Genomic DNA, 24,092 nt, shown 5'->3' on the forward strand with positions numbered 1-24,092 from the left:
AGTTTTTAATTTTGATCGTTCAGTTATCAAGTTTAGGAAATTGACTAATTATCTAATTGTCAAATTATCTAATTAATGTAGCACTCATCAGTCCAATCACCACATCATTGGCAATGGCTTTCAGAGTAAGACTTTTTAAGATTTTATTTTTATTTAAAGGTAAATCCAGAATCGTTCCTGCTCCACCATCAATTCCAAAACTGGAATATCCTTTTATAGTTGTAAAATCTTTAAAGGTTCTCGAAATTTCACCTGATTTCAAATACACTCTTGGCGGTTTTGGAGCATCTGTGGTAAACGCAAGTCCGTCAACAAAATAATCCTGCTCAATTGGCCACCAGTTTTCAGGGTTTTTTAATTGTAAAACTTCCGAAGTTCCGTCTGTGTAGTTTACCTCTATTTCTCCATTTACAATACGGCTTTGCATCGGATTTGTAGTTCCGGCTACCATAAAATAAATGTGCGAAGCTTTTCCGGTTAGCGGAACACTAATACTTTTTGGAAAATTATCCCATTGTGATGTAAAAATGATATTTTTCAAATTTGCATCAGAAGGTGTTTTAAATGCAATACCTTCAGGAGTACTAATTTCTCCATTTGCTTTTGCTTTTTTACGCAATCCTGTATCGTCCAGTTTTACGGAAACATTTGGATAACACCAATTCCCTATTCCGTTTTTTGGAAGCTGTAAAGTTACTGTCTGCGGTCTCGGCGATAAATATTCCTGATTGAAAACATCGGTTACTTTCGAATTAAAAAAAGAAGAAAGAGAAACTGTTTCCTGTTTTTTTGAGTTATTCAAAGGAATATCCCAGTTTGTAAAAGTTACTTCTTTTATCGTATTTGAACCTGAGTCAACTGAGAATTTATTAGTTCCCGGGACCAACTTCGTAAATGGAATAACAAGAGTTTCCTTCTGATTTACCCCTAAAGAAATCTTTTGCTGACTGTCTTTTGCGGAAGCATCAAAAACTACATTTCCTTCAATTTTGTTTTCCGAATTATTTTTCAGGGCAATCTCTATAGTATTATTTTTTAACTGAACAATTTCAGATTCAATTTTAGGTTTTAAATCCACTTCAACAGGCTGCCACCAGATTAAATCTCCTTGTTTTAACTGAATAAAAAATGTTTTAGCCTTATTGCCATATACAATTGCCTGATACGATTTATTGTTTTTTGAAACTTCGCTCAAAACAGACTGTGGATCATAAACCGAAACAATATCTGCCTTAGCCGTTGTTATGCCAAAAGATTCACCTGCTGTCAAAGATTCTACAGATTGTATTTCTTCCAAAGTTTCGCCTTTCCAGTTAATTTTCACATCATAAGAAGCCTCATAAGGTACTTCTACAGCAATTTTTGGAGTACCGATACTTTCCGAAATATTTTTCCAGTTAACTGATTTTCCGTTAATCGTTATATTATCAATTCCGTCAAAAGGTACATTTACAATCAATTTCAGGTTCATTTTGGCTGCAAACTGATTTTTTATAAGATATGAATCTGTTTTATTTTCTCTTTTAAAATCAATTGAAACATCTGGAATATTTAAAGCTGCATGATTCCATTTTGAAGGAAATCCAGGCTGAATCGTTAAAACTTCCGCCAAAGCATCAGGCTGGATTCCGAAAAGCCCTTCTACTAATGTTCTGGAAGCCATTCCAATTGGATCAGCAAAATCACGATACAATTCACCTCTTATTGCATCCTGATATAAAAGCTGTTCAAAACCACCCGGAGAAGCGCCCAGATACATACTTTCGATCAACACGCTTTCCCACATTTTAAATGCTTTTTCAGATTGTCCCCCCTGCCAGAAAGCCAGCGACGTATGTAGTTGTTCTGCCAGCGCCACATTATTAATAGACCACGTGTAAGGTTGCCAGTTGGTGGTGCTTATCGTGTAAAGATCAGTTTTATCAAGTCCTTCTGCCGAAATCGGAATATGCGGAATCTGCTTGTCAACATAACTCAGCATTTGATAACTTTCAAATGGATTAGATAACTCGGAATCAATTGTGTGATAAATACTCCAAACTCCGGGAACATCATGTAATAACCTTTTTCCCATAGCATCTTTATATTCTGCAAAAATTCCTTTCTTCGGAATCCAAAGCTGGTCTTTAGAAGCTTTTAGGATTTTATTTGCTTCTTTAACGAAAGGATTTTCGTCCTGCTGAATCTTTTTGGCAACTTCGGCAACCGTTTTATTCGCATAAAAATTATACGCAGAAGAATGAATTACACCGCCTCCGCTGTATTGCAACGCATCGCTTGCCCAGATTGTAGCGTAAGCATCATACAGTCCGTCATTATCCGGGTCAAAGTTTCTTTTTTCCCAGTTTAAATGTCTTTGGATTGTGGGCCACATTTCTTTCATAAACGAAGTATCTCCCGTCCATTTAAAATGTCTCAGCATCTGATCGAAAAAAACCAGATTCATATCATAGTGATGCGCTACCGTATTTTTATTCGGATTACGGCTGATGTAACCGCTACTGAACATCGAAGTTCCCATTACTTCTTTCTGGCGGGCAAAATTGCGAATCGTATCCAAAACAATAGGACCATTTTCAGGAGCTGTTACCTGTGATTTACTGTAACTTGTAAGATGTGTTTTCGCACGATCATGCCAGCCCAAAGGGTCGGCTGTATAGGCACCACGCCACGCATTCAGATACATACGCCATGCGATCGCACCATGAAGGTAAGCAGGACTTTCCCAAATTCCGTCAGCTGCTATTGAAAGTGCCGAGCCTAAAGTATTAATATAAGGATCCGGAGTTGTAACTTTTACCCTATTTGCCAAAAGATGTGTTTCCTGAACCGATTTATCATACAATTGTGATAATCCTTTTTGAGAAACATCAGATTTTAGCTCTTCGCTTGAAAACAGCCAATACAGTTCATTTTTTGAAGCTACATTTTTTCCTGTAATGAGCAACAGACTTTCAGGATTGGAACTATATAATTCCAATGGTGTTTTTTGCAGTTTCGGATTGGCTAACTTGATATCAGAACCCGGAAAATACCCCACAAGACTTTTGTTGTTACCTGTTTTATCTTTATTGCTTTCAGAACCGTATTCCAGTAAAAAAGACTGTTTTTTAATAGTAAACCTATTATTGGTACAATATTCCGGCTGTAAATAAAACACCGACTCAGGATCGGCACCAATATCGCCGTCGCGACTGAACTTTTTACCGGTTGCACCTCCATAAGCCCAGACTAAATTTATCTGTTTGGATACATTTTCGCTAGAAACTTTTACAATAAAGCCTTCTTTTTCTTTTAGAGCAACAACTTTTACAATTAGTTTTCCATTGCCTAAAATGGGATCCTGAATTTCGTATTGCATTGTTCCCAACACATATTTGGTATTAATTTTTGAAGCTTCAGTAATCCACTTACTGTCTTTACCATTAATCAGACCCAGTTTAAAATTCCCTCCCATTCCCGGCATGTACATCGCAAATTCAGGCAAATCTCCAGTTTCAACTCTAAAACCTGTATTTGAACCATAAAGTGCCCTGTTGAATTTTCGGGTACCATTTTTTAAAACAAAACTGTTCCCTTCCGGGACATAATGCATTTTACGCACAACTTGTTTTTCCTGTCCGATAACCAGTACAGGGCAAAGCAATAATAAGCCAATAAGAGTCGGGATGGTATTGTTTTTGGTTTTCATAAAATTTAATAATTCAGAGGCACATAATCATTATCAAATACCTAATGATTTTGATAATTTAAACGCAATTTCTCTGTTTTTTTACGGTATAGCATCCTGTACCTACCTGATTTTTATAATATCATAATTTATATTCTTTCATTTTTTTAACATCATAGTACAGGATACTATATAAAAATGTAACTGTTAGTTTTGAAAATACAATAATTTAAATAGAAAAACTTTGATAAATATTAAAACTTCTCTCTGTGCTATTTTTTGTTTTGTCTTACAGCTCAATCTGTTTGCCTTGAACAATAATTCTTCGGATAAGATAAGACCACAAAAAACTACTGAAAGTAAATTATTTAATTTTGGAAATGCCTCAAAAAATAAAAAAGGAATATCCATAAACACTGCATTGGCCTATAATACAGCAACGGGTTATGGTTTTGATATTAATTCAGCTTCCAATGCTACAATCAATCCAAATACATTTTCTGCAGTTAAACCAACTTATTTTTCCGTAAAACTTGAGGAAGGAAATTATCAAATTGAGGTTGTAATGGGAAGTTCTGATAAACAGACAAACATTACTATAAAAGCAGAATCACGAAGATTGATGCTGGATCAGCTTTCAATTAAAAAAGGCAAACCGATAACCAAAATTTTTAATGTAAATGTCAGAACTCCAAAAATTGATGACACTCAAAATGTCTCATTAAAAGACAGGGAAAAAGACATTTTGAACTGGGACGACAAACTCACACTGGAATTTTTAGGAGATGTTTCAATTCAAAGTATAAAAATTACTCCAAAAGACAATTTAACAGTAGTTTATCTTGCCGGAGATTCAACGGTTACCGATCAGGATGTTGAACCTTGGGCTTCGTGGGGACAGTTTATAACTAATTATTTTGACAACACTGTAGTGGTAGCTAATTATGCGGTTTCAGGTTCGGCACTGAGTTCTTTTAAAGGTGGAAATCGTTTAAAAAAGATTCTTTCTTTAATTAAAAAAGGTGATTATTTATTTGTGGAATTCGGGCATAATGACGAAAAGATAAAAGGTGAAGGAAATGGTGCCTGGGGTTCTTACTCTACTCTTTTAGCCGAATTTGTCCAGTCTGCCAAAGACAAAGGTGCTATCCCGGTTTTGGTAACTCCGACACAACGACGTGCTTTTAACGAAAATGGAACTTTAAAAGAAACTCATGGTGATTTTCCTGCGGCTATGCGAACCGTTGCTCAAAAAAACAATATTGCTCTTATTGACGTTACTAAAATGACAACCGAGTTGTATGAAACCTGGGGCGACGAAACTTCCAGAAAGGCTTTTGTACAATATCCTGCAAACACTTTCCCGGGACAGGTAAAAGTTTTGGAAGACAACACTCATTTTAATAGTTTTGGAGCAAACGAAATTGCACTTTGTGTTCTTAAAGGAATTCGTGAACTTGATATTCCTTTAAAAAAGCAAATTCAAAAAGCAGTTCCTAATTACAATCCAAAGAAACCAAATTATATTTCAAACTGGACACTTCCGATGAGTGACCGATTTGAAGTTACTAAACCAGATGGCAACTAACCATTATACAAACCCTCATTTATGTTACTAAAAAACACCATTCAAAACTTTACAATTGCTGCTGTTGCTTTATTTTCATATCAAAATAGCGCAGCACAGCAAACTGATAAAGTCTATCTTTCCGGAAAAGATTTTGAACATCCTGTAAAATGGGATTTTTACTGTACCGGAGGCAACAACAGTAAAACCTGGTCTAAAATAAATGTGCCTTCTCAATGGGAATTAGAAGGCTTTGGCGAATATACGTATGGAAGATGGTATAAAGAACTGAATCAAAAAGAACCAAGTAAGGAAGAAGGTTTGTATAAATTTGAATTTGAAGTTCCCGCTGATTATAAAGACAAAGTAGTTCAGATCGTTTTTGGAGGAGCCATGACGGATACCGAGGTAAAAGTCAACGGAAAACTGGCCGGAGCAATTCATCAGGGTGGTTTTTATGAGTTTAAATATGATATTTCATCCTTATTAAAATTCGGTTCTAAAAATACTTTGGAAGTTCATGTATGGAAACATTCTGCAAATAAATCAGTGAATGCTGCAGAAAGAAGAGCTGACTGGTGGCTTTTTGGCGGAATCTATCGTCCGGTGTGGCTTGAAGTTTCTCCTAAAACCCATATCCAGCATATTGCTGTAAATCCAAAAATGGACGGTTCGATAACAGTAGATTTAGATCTAAAAAATGTTTCTAAAAATGCGGTTTTAGAGGCTACTCTGAAAGGTTTAAAAGGAGAGAAATTCGAAACTTTTACTTTTCCTGTAAAAGCAAAAAGTACTACTGCATCAATTGCAGCTCAATGGAAAAACATCAAACCATGGAATCCGGAAAGTCCTAATTTATATGATCTGGAGCTTGTTTTAAAACAAAACGGAAGTATCGTTCATAAATACGATAAGCGAATTGGTTTCAGAACTTTAGAATTCAAAAAACAGGACGGAATTTATGTAAATGGTACCAAGATCGTGATGAAAGGCATCAACCGCCATTCGTTCTGGCCTGAAGGAGGAAGAAGTACCAGCAAACGCATCAGCGAATTAGATGGTAAATTATTAAAAGACATGAATATGAATGCCGTTCGTGGGCACTATCCGCCTGATGAACACTTTCTGGAAGTTTGTGACTCTTTAGGACTTTTTGTACTGAATGAATTAGCAGGCTGGCAAAACTCTTACGATACCGAAACCGGAACCAAACTGGTTACAGAAATGGTGGTACGCGATGTCAATCACCCTTCTGTAATTATTTGGGATAATGGTAATGAAGGCGGATGGAATTATAACGTAGATAAAGTTTTTGAAGATCATGATCCTCAAAAAAGAATCGTAGTGCATCCATGGGCCGATTTCAATGGCTGTGACACACACCACTACCCGACTTATTTAACCGGAATGCATCGTTTTAATAATGGTGAAAATGTATTTTTCCCAACTGAATTCATGCACGGAACTTACGATAACGGTCATGGAGCCGCCCTTGAAGATTTCTGGACACGTTACAAACAAAGTCCATTGTTTGCAGGAGGATTTATGTGGGCAATGCTGGACGAAGCAGTATTTCGTTCTGACTGGAAAGGCGATACGAAATTCGACTCAAAAGGCTCTTTGGCAGCGGATGGAATTTTAGGGCCACACCGTGAAAAAGAAGGAAGTTATTATACTGTGAAAGAAGTCTGGGCACCTATTCAGTTTCAGCCAAAACAGGTAAATGCAGATTTTGATGGTTCTTTCTTAATTACGAACGACTATCTTTTCAGCAATCTGAATTCCTGCAAAATGCAATTTAAAGTTTTAAAATCTGATAATGATGTTCTTTATACGAATGGAACTTCTGCAACGATCAGCTCCGGTAAAATTGAAATTCCAAGCATTGATCCGGGCGAAACACGTAAAGTTAAATTTGCTGTTCCTTCAAATTTTGCAGAAGGAGACATTTTATCCATTACGGCTCATGATCAGTTTAATAACGAAATTTATACCTGGACATGGCCAATTCATAAAGCAAAATATTATGCAGCTAAATTTTTAGCGGTTCAAAATACAAAAGAAAAGGCTTCAGGTGTAAAAACAGGCAACGAAATCACATTAAAAGGAGGTGCTGTTACGGTAACTTTTGATGCTTTGACAGGTGAAATTACTTCTGTTAAAAACGGAACTTCAACTATTCCGTTAACAAATGGCCCACGCCCGATTGGAATGAAAACCAAACTAAAAGAAGTTCAGCTGTCACAAGAAGGAGACAAAGCGATATGCAAAGTAGTTTATGCAGGTGGTTTATCTTCCATAAAATGGATTATGGAGCCGGATGGCAGATTTAAAATGGAATTGATTGCACTGAAAAATTCAGAAAATAATGGAGGCTTTGACGGTGCAGCTTTTGAAGATAAAATCAGTGCATTCGGAATTACTTTCAGTTTTCCTGAAAAAGAGGTTACCGGAATCAAATGGTTTGGAAGAGGGCCTTATCATGTATGGAAAAACAGAATCAAAGGAACTACTTATGGTATCTGGGAGAAAGATTACAACACAACTATAACAGGTGAAAGTTTTGAAAATCTGGTTTATCCTGAGTTTAAAGGTTATCATGCCAATTTATTAGGTGCAAATCTAAAAGCGGGAACATCATCTTTCAAGGTTTTCAGTGAATCTGATAATTTGTTTTTAAGATTATTTACACCGGATTTACCTAAAAATAATTTCCCGGGAAGTTATCCTCAGCCTGATTTCCCGCAAGGAGATATTTCATTTATGTATGAAATTCCGGCCATGAGAGATTTCAAACCTTTAGAACATCAGGGACCTGAAAGTCAGCCAACCAACATTCGTATCAAAAGCGGTGATGATGGTATCAAAATGAATTTATGGTTTGATTTTAGAAACTAATATTTGGTTTTTGGTTGATGGTTGATTGTTGTTGGCTTTAAAAGTAAAAGATTAAAGTCAAAACTCTAAACCGTCAACTATTAACTATCAACTAACAACAAAAAAAATGAAATCAATTAAAATACTTTCTGTCTTATGCCTGACAGTACTATTTTTCAATTTTACTTCAAAACAAAAAGACAATACTAAACCTACTGTTTATACTGTAGGAGACTCCACCGTAAAAAATGGCCGCGGTGACGGATCAGGCGGACTTTGGGGTTGGGGAGATTATATCGGTCAGTTTTTGGATACTACAAAAGTCAGAATCGAAAATCATGCTTTGGGCGGAACAAGCAGCAGGACTTTTCAGGATAAAGGTTTATGGACAGCCGTTTTGAATAAACTAAAAAAAGGCGATTACGTCCTTATTCAGTTTGGACATAACGATGACGGACCATTAAACGATACGCTGCGTGCCAGAGGAACAATCAAAGGAATTGGAGACGAAACCAAAGAAATAGACAACCTCCTTACCAAAAAACATGAAACGGTTCACTCGTACGGCTGGTACATTCAGAAAGTGGTTCAGGAAGCCAAATCAAAAGGTGCTATTCCAATTATTTGTTCTCCTATTCCACGAAACGACTGGAAGGAAGGGAAAGTACCCCGCAATGACAAATCATACGGATTATGGGCCAGACAAATTGCAGAAAAAGAAAAGGTAACTTTTATCAATCTGAATGAAAAAATGGCTGTTGAAATGGAAAAGCTTGGTGAACAAAAAGTAACCGGCACTTATTTCTACAAAAAAGACCATACACATCCATCTGCAAAAGGGGCTGTATTAGCAGCTTCATTAATCACAAATGAACTTAAAACAAGTAAAATTTCTTTAAAGAATTACATTTTAAAAAATCCGAAAATTGTACTTCCGGCGAAGAAAAAAGTCTTTCTAATTGGCGATTCAACGATGGCCAATAATAAGAATGAGAATGCTGTTGGCTGGGGAGTTGCTTTTCCACAGTATTGTGACACTACGAGAATTGAAATAATCAATAAAGCCCGTGGAGGCAGAAGCACCCGAACATTTGAAAAGGAAGGTTTGTGGACTGAGGTAAAAAACCAACTTAAAGCAGGCGATTATGTAATGATTCAGTTTGGTCATAATGATGCCGGAGCGATTGATAAAGAAAAATTCAGAGGTTCATTAAAAGGAAATGGTGATGAAACACAACAAGTAGTTCGCGACAGCTTAACCGAAACCGTACATACTTTTGGTTGGTACATGCAGAAATTCATCAGGGAAGCTAAAGAAAAAGGCGCTATTCCAATTGTTTTAAGTCAGACACCAAGAAACGAATGGCCAAACAACAAAGTAGAACGCAGAACTGATACTTATGGAAACTGGTCGAAAATCGCTGCCGAAAGAGAAAAAGCATTTTATATTGATCTGAACGAAATTGTAGCTCAAAAATACGAAAATTTAGGCAAGGAAAAAGTAAAACCGTTTTTCCCGAAAGATCATACGCACACAGGAGCTGAAGGTGCCGCTTTTAATGCGTTGACAGTAGCTGAAAGTCTAAAAAAAATAAAAGACTGCGGATTGAGGGAATATATTGAAATTCCTTCAAAGTAAATTTTCATTATGAAATACAGATTTTGACATTTTTGAAATCATGATTTGCATCACAATTTGAATGTAAATCATGATTTTTTTATTATAACATTATCAAATTAACTAACCAACATAAACAGTGTTATATGAGTTACTTTACCAAACACACTTTTTTAAATTCAAAAACCATTTTACTTGCGTTGTCAGGACTTATTCTTTCAGCAAATGGTTTCGCTCAGGAAAAATATGTTGCACCACAATCTGAAAAAGATTGGGCATTAAAATATCAGGCAATCAGCGGTCCAGGCATTCCCGTGAATGGTGACGGACTTGGCGGATGGCGAAGCGGAACTGATGGTGTTTATTATGAAGGTCCACAACCCAGACCAGAATATATCCTGACTTTTACAGGCAAAGCGAAAGGAACTGCTGTAGAAAAAGGTCTGGTACCTCCTATTCTTCCTGCTATAGAACTGCATTTACGCGACGGTGTAGTAACACTCGGTCATGATGGCAATTATTACTTAACGGGCTCTTCTGGAGATAATATCTGGGGATTTACAAAAGGTGTTGAACTCTGGAAATCTCCTGATCTTAAAAAATGGACATACGTTGGACTGGTTTGGGATATTGATAAAGAAGCGGAAGATTGGGTAAAAGAATGGCGAAAACATCCTAAGCAGGCGGTCAGAGCTGTATGGGCTCCTGAAATTCATTACATCAAAAAAAATTATTATATCTGTTTCAGTATGTGTCCTGATGGTATAGGAATTCTGAAAAGTACAACCGGAAAACCGGAAGGCCCTTATATTAATGCTTTTACCGAAAAAGGTTCGATTGTATCAGGAATTGATCCCACGTTATTTGAAGACACTGACGGAAAAGTATATTTCACATACGGAGCCGGAAAAGAAATCGCATTACTAAAAGACGATTTTAGCGGATTTGCAGCGCCTTTCAAAAAAATAGATTTTGCAGAACCAGATCATAACAAAACTCATCACGCTGAAAAATGCAGTCGAAGAGGTATGAACGATCTTGGACATGAAGGCGCAGTACTTTTCAAACGAAACGGAAAATACTATTTGGGTGCCGCTGACGATTACGAAGGCAGATACTCAACTTGTATTGCTATATCAGACAATATTTATGGCCCTTATGTAAAACGCCACGAATCGATTCCTTGTGGTGGTGGAACTGGTTTCTTTAAGGATAAAAATGGCGATTGGTGGTCAAGTTATTTTGGTAATGACAGTCAGTCGCACTTTCGTGAAAAAATTGGATTCATAAAAGCTTCCTTTTCTGATAGCGGAATCATATATCCGGCAAAAGATCAGCCTTTTGTCAAAAAAGAAAAACAACAGGAGTGGCTTGAGACCTGGAAGAAAATATGGAAAAACAAGTACAATTAAAACCACTAAAAAAGTGAAGTGCAAAATTTTATTCATTACAATCTTTTTAAACTGCTTTTATTCTTTTGCTAAAGAATATTATGTAGCACCTAATGGAAAGGATTCTAATACCGGAACCAAAGACAGTCCTGTTGAAACAATAAAAAAAGCCCAGACATTAGCCAATTCAGGAGATACGATCTACATCAGAGGCGGGCTTTATATGATGAAAGAAGAGCAAATTGCTCAATATTATAAAATTTGGGCTTTTGTAACCAAACTGGATAAAGATGGTATTAATTATTTAGCTTATCCTAATGAAGCTCCTGTTTTTAATTACAGCAATATAAAACCCGAAAACCGTCGGGTAATTGCATTTTTGATTAGCGGAAACAATATTAAAATTAAAGGAATTGAAGTAACCGGAGTTCAGGTAACCATAAAAACGCATACTCAGTCTGAATGTTTCGCTATTCAGGGAAACAACAACACGCTGGAGCAACTAAAGATGTACGACAATATGGCTATTGGGGTTTATATCACAAGAGGTTCCAACAATCTGATTTTAAATTGTGACGCCTACAGAAACTGGGATTCTGTATCTGAAAACGGAGCTGGTGGTAACACTGACGGCTTCGGCTGCCACGCTCCACAAGGCAATAAGAATAATGTATTTAGAGGATGTCGTGCGTGGTTTAACAGTGATGACGGTTTTGACTTAATCAATTCTGCAGAACCTGTATTAATTGATCATTGCTGGGCATTTTATAATGGTTATACTTTCGACTTTAAAAAACGTGCTGACGGCAACGGATTTAAGTGTGGTGGCTATGCCAGTACGCCGCTAAACCAATTACCAAATCCGATACCCCGAAATACAATTCAGTTTTGTCTGGCAGTAGGAAATAAACAAGGTGGTTTCTACTCTAATCACCATTTAAACGGTAACAACTGGTACAACAATACAGCGTATCGAAATAGAGCTAACTATGATATGTTAAACAGAAAAGACCTAAAACCGATTGATTATCTCGAAGATGTTCCGGGCTGGAATCATGTATTAAGTAATAATTTAGGCTACGGAGCCAGAGGTGCGGAATTGGTCAATATAAAAAAATCAGCCTGTACGTTAAAAAACAATTATTTTGACCTGAGTGTAATGATTAAGGATTCTGACTTTTTAAGCCTCGATGAATCATTTCTGACTTCTCCGAGACAAGTCGATGGCAATCTTCCTGAAAATAATTTTATGAGATTAAATTCTTCCTGCCCAATTATTGACGCAGGAGTAGATATTGGATTTCCGTTTAAAGGAAAAGCACCCGATTTGGGCTGTTTTGAATCCAAATATTAGACTTATACATTCCTTGAGAAATTTTATAAAAAAACCTCGTTTAAATTAAACGAGGTTTTTAGTATTATTTTTTTGATTCTTCGATAGAAACTTTTCTGAACTCTTTCAAAAGTTTTTCAATCTCTAAAGATGATTTACGTGCTCTTGCTCCAGCTGCTTTAATACCTTTCTCAGATAGTGATTCAGCTTCTGCTTTAAATGTTTCGATTTCGGCGTTGATTTTTACTAATAAATCTTTCATGATAATTCTGTATTAAATTAAGGGAGCAAAAATATAAGTTTGCTTCATAGTTAACGTAAGTTTAGTGTTAAAATTATCCCTATTTTTCTCTTTACTGTTATTTTTTTTTCAAAAGAATTAAACATACATTCATAATCAATTGGTTACAAAAACAACACTAAAATTATTTTTCACTTAAAAACCTCATTTTTTAGTCTTATATCGCTTTTACGCGGTATTTTGCGTCTAAAATCTATTTAATTTTATCATAATTAACCTTTTTAGCATCTTTTTTAAACTGATTTTCAAGAGCAGTTTTCATTTCTTCAGCTACAGATTTGTTTTCTGCTACAAGATTATTCTTTTCCTGAGGGTCTTTTTCAATATTATATAATTCATAATCTGCCGGAGTATTAGCATGTCTTGTTCTGATTATTTTCCAAGGCTTATTAATTAATGACTCCTGCAAATGACCTCTTACATAAATTTCCTTGTTAGCAATAGTTTTGTTTTCAGAAACCGTTGACCAGACATTTTTTCCTTCAATACTTTGCGGCATATTGTTATCTCCTGCCAATGATAAGATACTTGGCAATAAATCTATCACTGAAATGTAATTATCATTTTTATACTTTTTTAAATGATCTTTCCAGTAAAATATACACGGAACCCTGATAGCTCCTTCATAATTTGAAGTTTTCCAGTCTCTCAGCGGTGTATTGTCACCCAAAACGGTATTCGATGGATGAATTCCGTTATATTCGTTTTTAGAATCCCAATCTTCCATCGCTCCATTATCGCTCATAAAGATTACCAGAGTGTTTTTATCCAGCTTTTCCTGTTTTAACTTCTCAAGTAATATTCCGATACTGTTGTCCATATGACTCATGGCGGCTGCATAGTCCCTGCGTGAACTGTCTTTTATCGAATTCATATAAGGGTCTTTCCATTTTTGTTCTTCCTGCAAAGGAAAATGCGGAGCGCTATAAGCCACCTCTAAAAAGAAGTTTTTCTTCGGGTCTCTTTTTTCAGAAATCCATTTGACAGCTTCATTGGTAAGCAGGTCTGTTACATGTCCTTCTTCTTCTATAAATTCACCATTTCGATACCAGCTCTTATCTCCATTCTTATACAAATGGGTGTACTGATCTAATTGCCCGTGCAGAAAACCATACGAATAGTCAAATCCGTACGCTTTTGGTCCGCTGCTTGGCTGTAAACCAAGATGCCATTTACCAATAAGTGCTGTTTGATAGTTATTTTTATGTAATAGTTTCGGCAATGTCGGAATTGAATCCGGAAGTTTCAACTGGCTTTTATCACTGATTGGAGCTACAATTCCCATACGGCTCGCCGGTTTTCCGGTAAACAAACTGGCCCTTGACGGTGAACAGGTTGGATTGACATAAAACCGATTCATTTCTACTCCGTTTTTGGCCAGAAAATCAATGTTTGGCGTTTTTATTTCCGAACCGTGATACCCAACATCATTCCAGCCCGCATCATCAGCAATGATCAAAATAATATTCGGTTTTACTATTGAATTCTTTTGATTCTTCTGACTATACGAAAATGAAAAACAAAACGATAGCAGTATTAAAAGTTGATTTTTTGTATTCATATATTTTTATCATTTAAAAAATAATCTTAGATATTAAAAAGAGCTTCTATTCCGCTCAGCCAGACACTTATTTAGATTACACAAACAATTACAATCATTTCACATCGATATAATCCAGTACTATTCCCGTCTGATTTACAGCAATCGTAATAGTATGTTTTCCTTTATTTGCAATTGAAGCAGGCAGTTTTACAATAGCACTGTTACGTAGCACATTTTCTTTCCAGGTTTTGTCTCTGTCTTTTGTGTTAATTGAAAATAACTGAGACTTATTTCCGTCAATCTGAACTTCAATTTGATGATCAAAATTGTTTGCATGCGTTGGAAGCAAATGAATTTCTATTTCGTAATCTCCGGCTTTATCAACTTCAAATTCATAGGAAACTGAAGGTTTATCGTCAAAATAAGAATGTTTAAACGGAAACAAGGTAACCGAATTATTGCTGTATCCTAAACCGTTTATTGTTTCCCATTTGTAGTTTTTTGCCGTTTTATTTGTGACAAAATTATTTGCATTGATTCTAATAACTAACTGTGAATCTGTTTTTTCAGCAACCTCTTGTGAAATAGCAGGCACTTTTATCGAATCAAAAACCGGTAAATTTCTAGGATGCATTGACATCATTTGGTTCCATTTTCCTTTACTTATTTTGTTATTGTAATAGGCTGTAAGTTCTTTGATTCTTTCATAAGCATTCGCTGATAAATTCATATAACTTTCTTTTTGTTTTAAATCGGTTGTCATAGCAGCGAGATTCCAGTATAAAAATTTATGGTTCATATAGGCTGCTGCCTGAATGGGATAAGCTACCAATTGAAAATAAGCATCTTCTCTTCCGTCAGGAACCGCTGGACCGGTATCTACACCAACAGCAGAACCCCATATATCTACTTCGTTGATTAAATTATCGTAGGCTTTTATTCTTTCCAGACATTCTTCTTCCGTAAAGTCAGAAAGCTTTATTGGTGTAGTTGGTTCAGTCTGACTCCATCCCATATATTCCGGCTTTCTAAGAAATGCCAATCGGTAATACTCTTCAAATACAGGACCTAAATATTCTGCAATTAGAGGAGAAAACTCTCTGGTAAGCCAATCTTTTAAATATTGATTGATTCCATCGTGTTTTATACTGCCAATATTCCAAGCTAAATCAAGAAAAAGTTCTGTATCATATTCTGCTGGTTTTATGTCACCCACATTTACAATCCACATTTTTTTAGCACCGTTTTCATAGGCTTTGGTCATTTCGTACCAAATCAACCCCGGTTGCGTTGTACTCAGCCAAAGATAATCGTGTGGTCTTCCCCAATAACTGATGTGATAATAAACACCGCTTCCTCCTACTCTTTTTTGCTCTTCTTCATTGCTAAGACGACGAATATAACCGTAATTATCATCAGGCCAGACAAGGGTAATATCGTCCGGAACTTTTAATCCATTATCGTATAATTCTAATACCTCTTTGTACGGAACAAATGCCTGCGGAATCTCTTTTAACGGTTTTTCAAAAGTATTCGAAAGCATTTCACGCTGATTCAGAATGATTTTTTCGACCATACCGATAGATTCTTTCAAATCTTTGGCACCTTCCATTTTGCTATCGTGAACACCACGCATGCCCAAGGTCATAATGGTTTCATTTTGTGCCGATTTTAATTCATCCAATCGATCCTGCCAATATTTGTCAACCTGAGTTTTATTGGTGAAATAATTATAATCTCCGTGAATTTTGGTTTTCCATTCATCAACATTATTCCGAAGCATCGGTTCAGCATGTGAAGAACCAATAATCATGTGGTATTTCTGTGCCATTTCTTTATTCCCCGAAAGGGTAAAAAAACCTTTTGTAGACGGATGCATCGCCGGCCAGATCGTATTGGCTTTTAAGCGTAGTAACAACTGAAATATCTTTTCGTAGGTTTTGGGTCCAATGTTTCCAACTTCCGGTTCGAATGTTTTTTCTGCCCAGGGTTCTAATCCCCAGTCTTCATCATTTAGAAAAATCCCTCTGTATTGAACTGATGGCGATGAAATAATCCCTTTTTGAGGAAGCTTTAACGCTAGTTTTTCTTTTTTTATCGGATTGACATCTGCCCACCATTTCCATGGAGAAATCCCCAGACGTTCTGTAATTTCGAAAATGGCATAGACCGTTCCTCTTACATCACTTCCAACTACCCAAAGATTGTCCTTCTCTTTTTTTATGGAAAATTTCTCCCATTGATTTGATAATTCCTTCTGATTTGATTTAGAATTAAACAGACCGGAAGAAACCTGTCCTATATAAATTCCTTTTTTCGAAATAGTTTGCGTTGAAACAATTTCGGGTCTTTTTCCGGTTATCTCTTTTACATCATCAGCTAATTCATTTACAGCCCATAAAACCAGTGGATCCGTGTTTTTATCAATACAAATTGAAACTGACTGATTTGAATCTGCTATTAAAAAATCGACTAAATTTTTATCCTGGCTGTAGATGTTGACACTTAAAAAATTAAGGAACAACAGAAACCCTGCAAATATCTTTTTATTCATATTAAAATTTATTTTGCTATAAAAAACAAAAGTTCAAAGTTTACAACCCATTACGTCACAACTTTGAACTCCTGTTCCTTTATATTATTAGAAAAAATTACTCAACTAACTGCTTGTTTATACGCACATTTTTTAAAGTAATTCCGTCTACAATACTTTTATCAATAGCCGGTTTTGTTGCTTCGATATTCAGGTTTTCAAATGTAAAATTAGATATACGAACATTTGGATCTTTTTCTACATTAAAAAACGTATCCGATTTCATTTCGATATTTTTCAAAGTTACGTGATCACCATAAGACAATGGAATATCAGGACGTCCTTTTAAGTCAAAAAATTGTTTCCAAGCCAAAACAACCAAACAGTTTTTTGCTGTTCCTTTAATGTCTTCAACCCTGATATACTCATATCTTTGAGGAGTATCTGGTCTCATTTTTAGCCATAACATTCTGGTTGCACCTTCAATTGTACAATTACGCATGATAACGTTTCTGTTGTGAATGGCTTCACTTCCGTTGGTTAAAGCCGAATGGCAAAATCCATATATACAATCTTCGATTATGATATTCGCATTTCCTCCGTTATTTTTATCCTGATCTGCATAAGGACCTTTTCCGCCTTTTAAAGCTACAGCATCATCATTTACAGACATATAACAGCCTTTTATCAAAACATTGGTACAGATATCAACATCGATAGCATCTGTACTTGGGGCTTTTACTTCTAAATGGGGAGAAAAAATATACACATCCAGCAATTTCACATTGTTGCATTTGTAAAAATGATTCGTCCAGAACCCTGAATTGATCAGTTTTACATCCTGAAATTGTACATTATTAGAGTTCCATACAAAAACCAGTCTTGGTCTTGAAACCTCTAAATTTGTACATTTTGGATTGATTTTACGTCTCTCCCAAAAAGCTTCATAGTATTTATAACCGTTTCCGTTAATTGTTCCTTTTCCTGAAATAGAAAAATTATCTACTCCATATGCATTTACCAAAGCCGGAAAATAATCCAGGTTCTGACCTTCCATCCTTGAAGGCATAATTGGATAATTGGCAATATCATCAGAACCTTTTAGAGTTCCTCCTTCAGCAACATATAAACTTGTTTTAGGTTTAAAAAACAAAGCGCCGCTCAGGAAAACTCCTTTTGGAATTACAATTACACCTCCACCGCTTTTGGCTGCTTTATCAATTACCTTTTGAATCGCAATGGTTTGGATTTTGGTACTATCTTTTGTAACTCCAAAATCTGTAATAGTATATTGTTTTCCTAAATCTTTCAATTGAAGTTTAGTGTAATCCTTAAACCATGGTGTAATGGTGCTTCCATCTGGAAAGGTGTCGTTTTTATAGTTTTGAGAAAATGCAGACTGGGAAATTCCCAAAATGCAGATTGCAAGTGTCAATAATCTTTTCATTATCTTTTTTGGTTTTTAAATTTTATGAGGTTTTATTTTAATTTGGTTGATAGAAATATAATATCCTGTACTTCCGTAATTTGCCTTTCTTTTATCTGACCAGTTTGGTCTTTCTCCGGTAACAGAAACGGTTAAATTATAATTGCCTTTTTTAAGCAGCGGAGATCTAAATACTTGAGTCAATGTCGAAAATTTGCTGTACATATCAACAAATGCCGATACAATTACCTTGCCTTTTTCATTGGTTAAAACCACTTCTGCATAACCATTTTCGGAACCAACTGTACTATACAATGCAATTTGCTCACCGGCAAAACGAACTGTAAACGAAGCATCTTTTTCATCAGATCTGCTTTCAGATGCCGTTTCTTTCCAATTACCTTTATATTGGATTTGTGTATCAGTATTTTTAATAATTATATCATTATTATCAGCCACAGATGTAAGCCCTGTAATTGTATTGATTTCCCAGGAATCCTTATACTCAGGAATCGAAATTGATGTTCCCGAAATTACAAGTGGCTGCCATACATAAGTTGCCGAAGAAGCCTGCTTAGGAAAGGACCATCTGTCCCCCATAAACATATACGTTGTATCTTTTGTACCCTGAATTGGCAATACAAAAGTTGATTGTGAATTCCATGTCAGAGTACCTTCAGGAGCTATTAATCCCTGTGATTGCCACGGACCTTTCAGTGAGTTTGAGGTGTAATAATAATTGTCGTTTTTCTCCCAGCTTGTTAGATGTGAACCAATAAAATAATATAGCCCGTCTTTTTTAAGCATAGTCGGAGATTCAAATCCGGAGGTGATATTTTCGTTTACTTTCTCCGTAACCGATTTAAAATCGTCATTCAGTTTATAAATTTCACCTCCGTGAACCAAAATATAACCGGAACCATCAGTATCCTGAAAAGTCCCCATATCCCATTTTTTTATTGGTTTGCCCTGAAACAAAAGCGGACCTTTAAACTGATACGGACCTTTGATTTTTTTAGAAACAGCATATCCTACAAACTGATCTTTGTACGTTAAAGTATCTGCATGCATGAACATGATAAATTCTCCTGTTTTAGGACATTTCATCACTTTTGGTCTTTCACCTACTCGGTTCGTACCCAGTTTACCCGATTTTTGCTGAGGAAGTGCGATACTTTCAAATTTCCAGTTATACAAATCTTTGGAAGAATAACAATTAAATCCTGTAAAAGCATTACTCGCATCGGTATGAGCTTCACCAAAAAGATAAAATGTATCTTTCTCTTTAATAATATTGGCACCATGAGCACTTACAACATTTCCGTTTTGGTCGAACCAGGGGGTTCCGGAATAAATCGCATCCCTTTTTCCAGATTGCTGTCCTAATGAAATAACAGTGCTCATTAGTAAAATAGCACAAATGATTTCTCTGGTTAAGCCACTGAAAATAAAACGATTATTTCTGAACATTTTTTTATATAAAATTACAGTAAAACCAAATTTAGTTTTTCCATAAGTCATCAGTATCCTGTTCTATACTGCATTTCTTTTTAAATCACTTATTTACGTTTCAGCCATTCTTTCGGAACATTGACAATACAGATATTCATCGTGCGATTATCCTCGGAGAGCATCGCTGACTGAATTTGGATTTTTGTTCCGTCCCTGTTAAAAGTTGGATGAATATGATCAGCAGCTGTTTGTTTATGTCCTGTAGTAAGCATTATCATTTCGTTTGTCTTTCGGTCAATCAAATACAAACTTCTTGAAAAGTCGTCACCAACTGCCCATCTTCCATCAGCAGAGCCATGCACATGCCATAATCCACTGCCGCTTTTGGTTTGTCCGGCGATAATCATTTCACGGGTTCTCAGATTTACAATTGCTAAACCTGTTGGTTTTTCACGGGTTCCTGTATTTCCCCAATTACTTTCCTGCCCTGGGTTTTCAGGATTTCTGATTTCTCCGTTTTTCGCAGTTTCAACTGGTATTTCTTTTTGAATATCAATTTTTCGATGCCCCATAATTGCCATCGCCACTTCATCTTTAGAAATTACGGCTTCATGCGTTACCCATTCATAATCAGATTCGGGATACAATGGGCGCAAACCTGTTCCGTCTGCCATAACAGTCCATGTTCGTTGAGGTGACTTCCCTCCTGTTTCCCAACAGAAAACAAGCTCTCCGGGATTCCATATATTAGACTGGATATGTCCCACCTGAAATGGCACCGAAACAACATGTTTAAATTCACCCGTTCTTAAATTCAGACTGCCAATTCCGCCCGGTCCTGCTCCCATATTTCTGGGACCAATACTTTTTTCAATTTTAACATTCGGATCTAAATATCTGGCAGCTTCTTCTTTGCCGATTCTAAAATAAATTCGTTCCTCATCAGCATCCAGAGCCATATCGCCCGAAGCACCCATTTCGGGATTTGTTATTCCGCAAATTCGTTCGTAAGCTGAAACGGGTTTCATTTTTCCGGCCTGACTGTCTTCAAAAACAGCTTCCAGATTCACTTCCATAATCTGCATTTTATCTCCTTCTCCCTGGCGCATAAAATACAGTTTCATCGATTTTTGAGCCATGCAAAGCGTTCCTGTATAACCACCCTCTGTTACCTGAACCATTACTCCTGATTTTTCGTTGACTGCAACAACTTCTCCATTTGCTCTTTTCGTCCTGAAGATTAGCCATTCTCCATCTGCTGTCCACTGAGGATGCGTAGGATACGTTTTAGAATCTCCGGCAGATTTTGTAGTTAAAAAAATCAGTTCCTGACCCGTGACAGGATCCTTAATTATCTTTTTTTCTGATGGAAACCTGGTACCAATCTGGCTAAAAGCTGTTAGGGTAACGAATAAGGAAAATATATGTATTGCTGATTTTAATTTCATCTTGGTTTCAATTTTAGGAATTGACAGGTCAGTATAAAAATTTCTTTTAGTACTGCCTCAATTAATCTCGCAAAGGCGCAAAGACACAGAGTTTTTATTTGAAGTATTATAATTTGGCTAAAGCCGATAATTCATAAAAATTTTTAACCTCCAGCCTTAGCTGGAGGCAATTCAATCTTAACAAAGCTTTTGTTTTTAACTTTCGAAAAAATATTTTAATCTTAATTATGACTAAAAATTTAAAGACTTAACCTCTCTATTTGTGCAGATTGTTTTTACCTTCAACTTTTAATTGTATAGCGCTATCGTTTATCTGAAACTGAGTATCTTTTAGCAACAAAATCACTTCGGCTCCTGCCAATAAAACAGGGCCATAACCATGAGCAGCAAAAACATTTATCGGACGATAATAGTAAAACGCAGGATCAAAACCCATTCCTGTTCCTACACAGGTTCCTTCTACCTGACCCTTATCGTTTACTTTTGAGGCAACTGCATTCCAACCCAATAAAACGGCTGGCCCATATGTCATTTTATCAACATAACCACGATTAATCGCTCTGGCGATTGAATACGTATAGATAGCAGTGGCAGAAGTTTCTAAATATGAATCGTTTCTGTCTAATAACTGATGCCAAAAACCGGTTCCGTGCTGATATTGTACTAATCCTGCAATGTGCTTTTGTAATTGTGATAACACTTGTGGATATCCCGGATGACTTTTAGGTAAAACTTCAAGTAATTCAACCATAGTCATTACAGCCCAGCCATTTGCCCTTGCCCAGTGAAACTGTGGATGTACTTCCATAGACTCAACCCAGCCGTGCATGTAAATTCCTTTCTGCTCATTAAACATTCTTTTAGAAAACTGATTTACCTGTTTTACGGCATCATCAAAATATTTTGAATCACCCGTATAAGCTCCCATTTGCGCTAAAGCCGGTACACTCATAAACATATCATCAAGCCAGAGTGTATTGTCCTGAGGTCTGTTTCTGGCTAAAGTTCCGTCTTTTAACCTAAACTGCTCACTGCTGATGAAGTGGATATAATTATTAACCAAAGGATCGATGTTGGTTTTTAAACCGTCTTTTTTGGCTTTAATGAAGGCAGCACAAAGCGCTCCTGCAAAATCCAGCGCTTCCGGATGAAGCGTTTTGAGCATGTCTTTATCCTTGATGTTTTTTTCCTGAATATTTGCTGCAACATCAGCGATTAATTGTATTCTTTTATTTGAATAATCGGCAAAGTATTTTTCTCCTGTAGCCTTAGAAGCCAAAAGCATTCCTGCATAGGTAACGCCCCATTCGTAACTGGTTAGTCTAAAAGCTCCTGGTTCGAAAATAATGTCTTCTTTATTTTTTTTATAATCAGTAATTTCTGCTTTTGTTACTGCACTTACAATTTTTGAAGCCGAATTTTTATCTAAAAAATTATAAACTCTGTCCAAAACCACTTTTATATCTTCTTTTTGCGGAATAACATAAGGCGTTGGATAATCCGGTTGCATTAAATGTAATGGTGCCGTAGCATCATTCTTCTGGGCATTTGCAAAACTGCAGGCTCCAAAAACTAATAAGGTGATAATCTTAGTTGGTTTATAGTTCATGGTTAGATGTTTTTTAGTTAGTAAAATTTATTATTTCTTTATTTCAACGGTTATTCTGGCAGAAAGTTGTTTTGCCAGAGTGGTTACATAATTGCTGAAATAAACGGAATCTTTAAAGTTTTCATCAGCACTCAGTTCCCATCCTGCGATTGGGTAATAACTAATTGGCTGATTGTTTTTTGTATCCACTTTTATCAAATAGGAATTGGTCAATTTACCTGTCTTTGGAGCTTCAGTATATCCTTTATAATTCGCCTTCGGAATAATAACAGCTGTTCCTAAAATCCATTGACGCTCATAAGTCAGTTTATCATGCTGAATAAAACAAACATAATCTCCGGAATCAATTACCTGCAGCGGATTTTGATTATTGATATTCGAGAGCGCAATAACCAACGTTTCATTGCCTTTCAATCCGTTTAAGGAAACAGTGTTTTTATAGCCATACATTCCCGGCCAGATTGACGCGGTTTCCTGTACCTGATATTTATTTCCTGAAGCCTGCCAATTTTGATATTTATAACTCAAAACAGAATTTACCGGACCTTCACTTACAATTTTGAAAGTCGTTTTTTCAACGTTATTTATAGTATCATTGATTAGAATACCAAGTCTGTTGATTTCATCCCCCACAAGCAATCCGTAACCACCTAATCCGGCTGAAGTTCCTACAGGAAAAATATCCCTTCCCCAGTCGTGCATCTGATGGTAATTATCTTCTACGGCTCCTGTGCTACTGATACCAACATTTTCAGGTGTAATTCCGGGAGTCTTTTTTCCGAAAACATCTTTACAATTTCTTCCGTCCAGATAATGTCTGAAACCCACTTTATCATTTTCCCAGGTTGGGCCGTCAGTCTGGTATTTTTGAAAACCTAATTTTTTATACACCTGATTCGCTAATAAAACTTCTTCAGTTGCCGGCTGCACAGGTAAATTTTCAGCTTCTCTCTTTCCGAATCTTGCACTGGTTTTTACTATATATTTAGGAATTGTATCGGACCATTTCAGTTCAATAATTTTCTTTTCTTTTGGAGAAAAATCAGCTACAAAAAACAACTCATCCCATTTTCCGTCACCATTCAGATCGTTTATCTGAGCCGGAATGGTATCTGAATTTTGCAATACTATCGGAAAAGATTTTTCGGTTCCCTTTACTTTTAACGTGCTTCTTTTTATTGAAACTGCTTTTTGAGGCAATTCCAAATCCGAATTATTAGTTAAAACAATTTTAGCTGATTGTGATTTTTGCGCTTTACAACTTAAAAAAATCATAGCCGATAAAGCTATTGAAAGACTGAGTTTCGATTTCATTATTCTTGTT

14 protein-coding genes are annotated in these 24,092 nt (G+C 36.2%); 5 read left to right on the forward strand and 9 right to left on the reverse strand.

Annotation, left to right across the window (positions count from 1 at the left end; genetic code table 11):
* Positions 1 to 64: 64 nt before the first annotated feature.
* A complete protein-coding gene (locus GWR14_RS02455) occupies positions 65 to 3,691 on the reverse strand; it encodes a DUF4450 domain-containing protein (RefSeq protein WP_163407391.1) in 3,627 nt (1,208 codons plus the stop codon).
* Positions 3,692 to 3,980: 289 nt separating this feature from the next.
* On the opposite strand from GWR14_RS02455, the gene GWR14_RS02460 reads away from it, so the two are divergent.
* The 5 genes from GWR14_RS02460 to GWR14_RS02480 all read left to right on the forward strand — a co-directional run bounded on the left by GWR14_RS02460 (position 3,981) and on the right by GWR14_RS02480 (position 12,477).
* Positions 3,981 to 5,258, forward strand: a complete 1,278-nt coding sequence (locus GWR14_RS02460; protein ID WP_246236263.1) for a rhamnogalacturonan acetylesterase — start codon at positions 3,981 to 3,983, stop codon at positions 5,256 to 5,258.
* Positions 5,259 to 5,279: 21 nt separating this feature from the next.
* The gene (locus GWR14_RS02465; RefSeq protein WP_163407394.1) at positions 5,280 to 8,135 is read left to right on the forward strand and encodes a glycoside hydrolase family 2 protein; all 2,856 of its coding nucleotides are present in this window, start codon (positions 5,280 to 5,282) and stop codon (positions 8,133 to 8,135) included.
* Between the two features lie 106 nt (positions 8,136 to 8,241).
* A complete protein-coding gene (locus tag GWR14_RS02470) occupies positions 8,242 to 9,753 on the forward strand; it encodes a rhamnogalacturonan acetylesterase (protein ID WP_163407396.1) in 1,512 nt (503 codons plus the stop codon).
* Positions 9,754 to 9,878: 125 nt separating this feature from the next.
* A complete protein-coding gene (locus tag GWR14_RS02475; RefSeq protein ID WP_163407398.1) occupies positions 9,879 to 11,144 on the forward strand; it encodes a family 43 glycosylhydrolase in 1,266 nt (421 codons plus the stop codon).
* A complete protein-coding gene (locus GWR14_RS02480) occupies positions 11,074 to 12,477 on the forward strand; it encodes a right-handed parallel beta-helix repeat-containing protein (protein ID WP_246236264.1) in 1,404 nt (467 codons plus the stop codon). Before GWR14_RS02475 ends, GWR14_RS02480 begins: the two co-directional genes overlap by 71 nt.
* Positions 12,478 to 12,541: 64 nt before the next feature.
* Here GWR14_RS02480 and GWR14_RS02485 read toward each other — a convergent pair whose 3' ends face one another.
* From GWR14_RS02485 to GWR14_RS02520, 8 genes are all read right to left on the reverse strand, one after another.
* The gene (locus GWR14_RS02485; RefSeq protein WP_163407400.1) at positions 12,542 to 12,718 is read right to left on the reverse strand and encodes a histone H1; all 177 of its coding nucleotides are present in this window, start codon (positions 12,716 to 12,718) and stop codon (positions 12,542 to 12,544) included.
* Between the two features lie 232 nt (positions 12,719 to 12,950).
* Positions 12,951 to 14,318: a sulfatase family protein gene (locus tag GWR14_RS02490; protein ID WP_163407401.1), complete on the reverse strand. Its 1,368-nt coding sequence runs from the start codon at positions 14,316 to 14,318 to the stop codon at positions 12,951 to 12,953.
* 94 nt (positions 14,319 to 14,412) lie between these two features.
* On the reverse strand, positions 14,413 to 16,854 hold the full coding sequence (locus GWR14_RS02495) for a glycosyl hydrolase 115 family protein (RefSeq protein WP_163407403.1): 2,442 nt from the start codon (positions 16,852 to 16,854) through the stop codon (positions 14,413 to 14,415).
* A gap of 97 nt (positions 16,855 to 16,951) precedes the next feature.
* Complete coding sequence (locus GWR14_RS02500) at positions 16,952 to 18,280, reverse strand: rhamnogalacturonidase (protein WP_163407404.1); 1,329 nt, start codon at positions 18,278 to 18,280, stop codon at positions 16,952 to 16,954.
* 15 nt (positions 18,281 to 18,295) lie between these two features.
* Entirely contained in the window at positions 18,296 to 19,729 is a 1,434-nt protein-coding gene (locus GWR14_RS02505; protein ID WP_163407406.1) for a family 43 glycosylhydrolase, read from the reverse strand.
* Between the two features lie 89 nt (positions 19,730 to 19,818).
* Positions 19,819 to 21,159 carry a TolB-like translocation protein gene (locus GWR14_RS02510; protein WP_163407407.1) on the reverse strand — a complete coding sequence of 447 codons (1,341 nt, stop codon included), beginning with the start codon at positions 21,157 to 21,159 and terminating at the stop codon, positions 19,819 to 19,821.
* 256 nt (positions 21,160 to 21,415) lie between these two features.
* Positions 21,416 to 22,768, reverse strand: a complete 1,353-nt coding sequence (locus GWR14_RS02515; protein WP_163407409.1) for a glycoside hydrolase family 88/105 protein — start codon at positions 22,766 to 22,768, stop codon at positions 21,416 to 21,418.
* A gap of 30 nt (positions 22,769 to 22,798) precedes the next feature.
* The gene (locus GWR14_RS02520; RefSeq protein ID WP_163407411.1) at positions 22,799 to 24,082 is read right to left on the reverse strand and encodes a DUF4861 family protein; all 1,284 of its coding nucleotides are present in this window, start codon (positions 24,080 to 24,082) and stop codon (positions 22,799 to 22,801) included.
* Between the last annotated feature and the right edge of the window lie 10 nt (positions 24,083 to 24,092).

It is taken from the genome of Flavobacterium ajazii (assembly GCF_010614725.1).
GTDB classification, from domain to species: domain Bacteria; phylum Bacteroidota; class Bacteroidia; order Flavobacteriales; family Flavobacteriaceae; genus Flavobacterium; species Flavobacterium ajazii.

What these genes read in the sequence shown, in the direction of transcription:
- GWR14_RS02465 (WP_163407394.1), top strand. Translation starts at nt 5,280, where the DNA reads ATGTTACTAAAAAACACCATTCAAAACTTTACAATTGCTGCTGTTGCT.
- GWR14_RS02455 (WP_163407391.1), bottom strand. Translation starts at nt 3,691, where the DNA reads ATGAAAACCAAAAACAATACCATCCCGACTCTTATTGGCTTATTATTG.
- GWR14_RS02510 (WP_163407407.1), bottom strand. Translation starts at nt 21,159, where the DNA reads ATGAAATTAAAATCAGCAATACATATATTTTCCTTATTCGTTACCCTA.
- GWR14_RS02520 (WP_163407411.1), bottom strand. Translation starts at nt 24,082, where the DNA reads ATGAAATCGAAACTCAGTCTTTCAATAGCTTTATCGGCTATGATTTTT.
- GWR14_RS02485 (WP_163407400.1), bottom strand. Translation starts at nt 12,718, where the DNA reads ATGAAAGATTTATTAGTAAAAATCAACGCCGAAATCGAAACATTTAAA.
- GWR14_RS02470 (WP_163407396.1), top strand. Translation starts at nt 8,242, where the DNA reads ATGAAATCAATTAAAATACTTTCTGTCTTATGCCTGACAGTACTATTT.
- GWR14_RS02505 (WP_163407406.1), bottom strand. Translation starts at nt 19,729, where the DNA reads ATGTTCAGAAATAATCGTTTTATTTTCAGTGGCTTAACCAGAGAAATC.
- GWR14_RS02500 (WP_163407404.1), bottom strand. Translation starts at nt 18,280, where the DNA reads ATGAAAAGATTATTGACACTTGCAATCTGCATTTTGGGAATTTCCCAG.
- GWR14_RS02515 (WP_163407409.1), bottom strand. Translation starts at nt 22,768, where the DNA reads ATGAACTATAAACCAACTAAGATTATCACCTTATTAGTTTTTGGAGCC.
- GWR14_RS02495 (WP_163407403.1), bottom strand. Translation starts at nt 16,854, where the DNA reads ATGAATAAAAAGATATTTGCAGGGTTTCTGTTGTTCCTTAATTTTTTA.
- GWR14_RS02475 (WP_163407398.1), top strand. Translation starts at nt 9,879, where the DNA reads ATGAGTTACTTTACCAAACACACTTTTTTAAATTCAAAAACCATTTTA.
- GWR14_RS02490 (WP_163407401.1), bottom strand. Translation starts at nt 14,318, where the DNA reads ATGAATACAAAAAATCAACTTTTAATACTGCTATCGTTTTGTTTTTCA.